The sequence below is a fragment of the Pseudoalteromonas sp. BSi20495 genome, assembly GCF_000241185.1.
Classification (GTDB): domain Bacteria; phylum Pseudomonadota; class Gammaproteobacteria; order Enterobacterales; family Alteromonadaceae; genus Pseudoalteromonas; species Pseudoalteromonas fuliginea.
The window spans coordinates 1-5,922 of record NZ_BADY01000183.1 but is presented as its reverse complement, the minus strand read 5'-3'; the positions used below and the strand labels follow the sequence as shown (position 1 = coordinate 5,922).

At 37.2% G+C, this 5,922-nt stretch carries 5 protein-coding genes; all 5 read right to left on the bottom strand.

Annotated features, from left to right (window positions below; translation table 11 throughout):
• Nucleotides 1-32: 32 nt before the first annotated feature.
• The 5 genes from P20495_RS00610 to P20495_RS22655 all read right to left on the bottom strand — a co-directional run bounded on the left by P20495_RS00610 (nucleotide 33) and on the right by P20495_RS22655 (nucleotide 5,707).
• The gene (locus P20495_RS00610) at nucleotides 33-506 is read right to left on the bottom strand and encodes a peroxiredoxin (RefSeq protein ID WP_008139383.1); all 474 of its coding nucleotides are present in this window, start codon (nucleotides 504-506) and stop codon (nucleotides 33-35) included.
• A gap of 75 nt (nucleotides 507-581) precedes the next feature.
• Nucleotides 582-2,513, bottom strand: a complete 1,932-nt coding sequence (locus tag P20495_RS00615; protein ID WP_008139381.1) for a methyl-accepting chemotaxis protein — start codon at nucleotides 2,511-2,513, stop codon at nucleotides 582-584.
• A 445-nt stretch (nucleotides 2,514-2,958) separates the two neighbouring features.
• Nucleotides 2,959-4,125, bottom strand: a complete 1,167-nt coding sequence (locus P20495_RS00620; protein WP_008139379.1) for a nucleotide sugar dehydrogenase — start codon at nucleotides 4,123-4,125, stop codon at nucleotides 2,959-2,961.
• 170 nt (nucleotides 4,126-4,295) lie between these two features.
• Complete coding sequence (locus tag P20495_RS22660; protein ID WP_008139377.1) at nucleotides 4,296-4,856, bottom strand: capsule assembly Wzi family protein; 561 nt, start codon at nucleotides 4,854-4,856, stop codon at nucleotides 4,296-4,298.
• A gap of 143 nt (nucleotides 4,857-4,999) precedes the next feature.
• A complete protein-coding gene (locus P20495_RS22655; RefSeq protein ID WP_008139376.1) occupies nucleotides 5,000-5,707 on the bottom strand; it encodes a capsule assembly Wzi family protein in 708 nt (235 codons plus the stop codon).
• Nucleotides 5,708-5,922: the final 215 nt, after the last annotated feature.

The following is a 5,922-nucleotide window of genomic DNA, read 5'->3' as shown; positions in this document are numbered from 1 at the left end:
TGCCAAACCGTAGGTGCGAATTTACTTCGCGCTTAAAGCTTTTCTAAAACGTATTCTGCGCGGCTTACTGCAAATTCTTTATCTTGTTCTACAAACAAACCGGTTACTACCGAGTTATCAACAATCATTGCGTAACGTGAAGAACGTACACCGCCAAAGCCAGCGGTGTCTTTATCAAGGCCTAATGCCTTAGTAAAGCTTGCATCACCATCGGCAAGCATGGCAATTTCTTGTGCGTTTTGTGAATCGCCCCATGCTTTCATAACAAATGCATCGTTAACTGATACACAGTAAATAGCGTCAATACCTTTTGCTTTAATTTTATCAGCGAGGGTAATGAATTCTGGTAAATGAGCATTTGAACAGGTTGGTGTAAACGCGCCTGGCACAGCAAACAGCACAACTTTTTTACCTTCAAATAACTCACTGTTCGTCAATGTTTGCATGCCGTCGTTAGTTAATTGAGTAAGTGTTACAGCCGGTAACGTTTGGCCTTGTTCAATCATAATAAATCCTTAAAAAATATTGAAACGTAATGAATTTTTAGCTTATCGCTTAATGCGACTAACATACAGCTTTGTTTATTTTTTAAGGCCCAAGCTACCTTTTATTGTTTGCATTTGCTGCTGTAGCTGATTACGAATATCATCAACAAGTAAACTTGATTCACTCACTTGCCCTTTCATGCTTTGCATTGATTTACTAAAATTGTCGAGTAAGCTACTCTGCTGCTTTGCCAGTTCCATTGCCTCAAAAGCAACGCTGTTTGCACTTTGAGCATTGCTGGCTACCCCTTCGGAGTTTAGTTTTAGCTCTTGAGCATTTTGTGTTTGCGACTGTGCACCGTTGGCCAATGCTGATATTTGCGTAGACACCACTCGCGAGTTTTCAGTTAGCAAGCTTAGTTGATCGTTTATATCGCTAAGCGATCCTTGTGTTTGCCGCGCTAACTGCCTTACTTCATCAGCAACCACAGCAAAGCCACGTCCGTGCTCTCCTGCACGCGCTGATTCAATCGCTGCATTTAGGGCTAAAAGGTTAGTTTGATCGGCAATATTACGAATAACCTCAATAATTTTACCCACTCCATCAACACCTGTTAGTAACTCTTGTATGCTTTGCATTCCTTGCTCTACACGCACTTGCGTATCAGAGCTGGCATCTAACATATTTGCTGAAAAGCCCAAGCTTTGCTCCATTGCAGTAAATGTACTTTGTGCGTTATCGGCCACCTGTGCATTTATATCATTTACCTGCTCACCAATACGTTGAATATCGCTTAATAAGTTTTGATTTTGCTCTACTTGCCCATGGCTAAGCGATGCTTGTTGACTAATAGTGTATAAGTTTTCGCTCATTTGCTGCATAAAGCTGTTAACCACCTTTAGCATTTGTGCCCGCTCTTGCGCTTCAGTTCGCTGCCTATCGATGAGTTGATTAAAAAACTGCGCAATCTCACCAATCTCAGTTTTCGAATTTTTACTTTCAATACTCTTAAGCTCATTACTTTCAATTAAAAAAGCAAAGCCATCTCGCAATTGCCTAAGCGGGTTTAGTACTTGATTACGTTGTACAAAATAAACGCTCGCAGCCAATATAACCAACGTACCTATTGCAACACAAAATACCCAAAGTACTTGCTGCTTTAAATTATCTTGCTCCGCCTTTAGCGCCTGCTCTGCATTAATAACCGTATTTGAAAGTGCACTAATTTGTGAGCGTAACGCATTAGAGCCATTTTCTCGTAACTGAGTTTGCTCAAGAGTACTTGCTAAATCACGCGGATAACGATTAGGCCAACTGACAAGCTCTGACTTTATTTCGTCGCCAAGGTCCTCAGCTTCTTCATCAATAAATAGAGCGTCTTCGTCAACGGCACTCATAACACCTAAATTAGGAAGCTGCTCAATAGCTTGTGCTAATTTATTTAAATTTACGATGCTTTGTTGCAAGCTTTGTTCTGTGTTTTTATCGTACTGAACAATAAGTTGATAGGTAAATAAAGATAAATTAATTACTTCAGTGTAATAATCACTCGCCAGAGAGTAATACATTTGCACATGGTTATTTTGCTCCGGTGCTTTTTTAGCATAGCTAATTAATGTTGATGCTGAGCCTGCCATTTGCCTAAGCGCGTTATCAAGTAGTGCGGTTTCGTTACCCGAAAGCTTACCAAGTGCACGGTATTTGCCATTTATGTCATTGTTGAGGTTCGTTAATTGCTGTTCAAGCGTTGTGCTTAACTCACTTGGCAATATAGATAATTGATTAACTTTAACGTTGTTAATTAAAGTAGAGGCTTGATTTAAATATTGGTTGTCACCTTGGTCTAAGTAACGCCCTAAATAACCGGCTAAATCAACTAAAATAGTATTTTTGAGTTGGCTGTATGCGGTATTTTGCTGCTCTAACTTAAGTAAAGTTTGGCTTGCCCAAAATAAGGTAGAGCCTAATAAAATACTCGCCAAAGCCAATAATATAGCCAGTAAACGGGTAATAGATGACACGCGCATAAATCTTAGCTCCAATAGTGAATGCGCGCTTAGAGTATTAACTATTTATGACAGTTTTATGTAAACCATCTTTAAAGGCCGAGTTATACAACAATTTTTAATGTAACCAATACAAAAGAACTAATTTAAAGGGCGAGATAAAAATCGCTCCTAAAAATGATGAATTAAAAATTCACCTAAAATCGGGGTTAAAATTAGATTCCAGATTATTTATTTTAAATATAGAGGTCTGTTGAACTTTCAAGATTAAAATTTATTCTACCTAGAGGTGATTAAATCGCGACACTAGGTTTGTAACCTAGTGGTCTCGGTAACTGCTCCTGCGTTACACTACTGGTTTACATCTATATAAGAATAAGTAAAAACCGAGCAACAAAGAGTAAACCACCTTTAGGACAAACCCAAAAGGCAGTAAATTCAGCCTCAAAAAATAAACAGGCCTAGCTTAATCACTACCAAACAAATCTCGTGTATACACTTTGTCAGTAATATCACTAAGCTCTTTAACCATGCGGTTAGATACAACAACATCAGAGATGCGTTTAAATTCATTTAAATCTTTGATTACTCGAGAATGAAAAAATTCACTTTCTTGTAATACTGGTTCGTAAACTACAACCTCAATACCTTTGGCTTTAATGCGCTCCATAATGCCTTGAATGGCTGAAGCCCTAAAATTATCAGACCCTGCTTTCATAACTAAGCGGTAAACACCAACCACTTTAGGGCTACGTTTAATGATTGAATCAGCAATAAAGTCTTTTCGCGTTGTGTTGGCATCAACAATTGCACCTATTATATTATTAGGAACCGATGCATAATTTGCTCTAAGTTGTTTGGTGTCTTTTGGTAAACAGTAACCACCATATCCAAACGATGGGTTATTATAATAGTTACCTATACGTGGGTCTAAACTAACACCTTGTATAATTTGCTTACTATTCAAACCATGTGTTTCTGCGTAGCTATCTAACTCGTTAAAGTAAGCTACGCGCATTGCTAAGTAAGTGTTTGAAAATAATTTAATTGCTTCAGCTTCTGTAGAGTCAGTAAACAATACTTCAATATCTTTTTTTATAGCGCCTTGCTTAAGTAAGTTAGCAAACACACTTGCACGCTCACTTTGCTCACCCACTACAATGCGTGATGGATATAAATTATCGTGTAGTGCTCTACCTTCACGCAAAAATTCAGGCGAAAATATTAAATTACCAACACCTAACTTATCTTTAATACTATGAGTAAACCCTACAGGCACTGTAGACTTAATTATCATTACAGCAGTTTTATTGTGCGTCATTGCATCTTTAATCACAGCTTCTACTGAGCTTGTATTAAAGTAATTATTTTCGACATCGTAATCGGTAGGTGTTGCAATAATTATAAAATCTGCATTTTTGTAAGCGGCTACTTTATCGGTAGTCACTGTAAAATTTAAGTCATTACGTGTTAAAAAATCACTAATTTCAATATCAACAATAGGCGACTGCTTCTTCTTTAAAAGCGCTATTTTTTGCTCATCTATATCGAGCGCAACCACTTCATTATGTTGCGCTAATAACATAGCGTTAGAAAGGCCAACATAGCCCGTACCTACTACTGTAATTTTCATATAAACCCTTCGCGCCAATAAATAAACGAATGTTTCAAAATACGCTAAAAAAAACTAACGCAAGTTAAGAACTATCAAAATTATTTTTAGAGTTTAGTATAAAATTAAACAATAGGCTTAACGCAAAAAATTAGTGCCTCGAAATAGAATCATCAATTACATGATTATTTTTACCATCCATAAAAAGCACTAAGCCTAAAAAAATTATCATCGAACACTGTTTTGCCTGTATATAACTCTAAACCCCAATAGCCATCTTGCAACTGCTGGGTATAACGTGTTTCTAACTCAAAGCCTATGGTATACGGGATCTCTGGCAAGATGCCTGCATTATTCCTAATCTGGTCTAAACCATTTTCAATACGGCGAATAGTGGTATCAATACTTCTTGCTGCGCTATATTTCCATACCCAATTGATTGACTGGCTTTCAGCAGCTGGCTGGTGATTCAATCCACGTTCATTACCCGCCCAGTGACCTAAAACCTGGCCATCAATTGAGTTACCAAGTGAGTAAAGGTGGCTGTAATACCAACCTTCTTGCCATCGATTATTCTCAAGTCTTAGGCTATGGTTTTCGTTTAAGTAAGGTAAATATAAACCAAAATTATAAGCGTTATTCCGTCGTCCTCCTTGAGTATCTTCAGCTCCTATATCTCCGTAAAAACTAAACGGCACAGTAAAAAGTACACTTTTATAGTCGAAGATCACTGATGCTAGTTGGTCACCCACTTTATAATTAGGTCCAAACTTTTGAGTCTCTTAACTATTAACATTGTCATTATTACCGGGTAAAAAGAACGTTTCTGTAAAACTTTTTACACTAACAGAACGATCGCCATCACCAAATTGTAATAAACGATTAACGCCAAGAGTTAAACCAGAAAAAGGCGAAAACTTAAATATGCTGCTAAATTAGGTTTGCCTGGTACTTTTTTACCAAGGTCTTTACCTGAGTTAATAGCAGGGTCTGTTTTCATTTTCATATAAAACAAGTCGTAGCGTATACCAAAATCGGTAATGGGTTTTACATTACTAATACTTATTGAAGGGAGTGTTTTTGCATTGGTACTTAAAATCATTGCGCTATCGTTAAACGGTGAGTACCAATGCTCACGGTAACCTATGTCAACTTGCGCGTATTCGTTACCAAAATAAACAAAACTTTGAGTAGGTAGTAGGTTATCCTCGTTAGCAATACCAGCAACACTTACACCAAAGTGATTACCAAAATTAGCAAAACCACCGGCCTCTAGCTTTAAATACGTATCAACCTTTTGGCCGCGCTGGTTAGGGATTGATTTAGATTCATTACCATAAGCAAGCGTTGCTTTAGCATAAGTTACTGCATCTGATTGCTTGTAAAGAGCCAATTCATTAAATAACTTTTGATATAAGCTTGGGTAGCTATGCTCAATAGATTTTAATACCCTTAATACTTCAGACGTTTTATAAGGTTTACTCATCATATGGGCGTTATCGCCAACTACTAGCAACTTTTCAACTAGGTGCTCTAATTGAGGATTCTGTTTTAAAGGTAAATAAGCTGATACACCATTTGCTAGAACCTGAGAACTAAACATCAATCCTATTAATACGGGTAATTTTTTAGCATTTTTATTCCATTTATTGTTATGTTCTAGGTAATACGTACATAATAAAAAATCGCTGCTGAGTTAACAACAACGATTTGATTAATTAACATTTTAGTAGGTATTAGTTGATTTCACACTGATACAACTTAAATTTTTCAAAAGCGAGGTGTGAAACCTCACCTACACATACACCAACCCGTAGG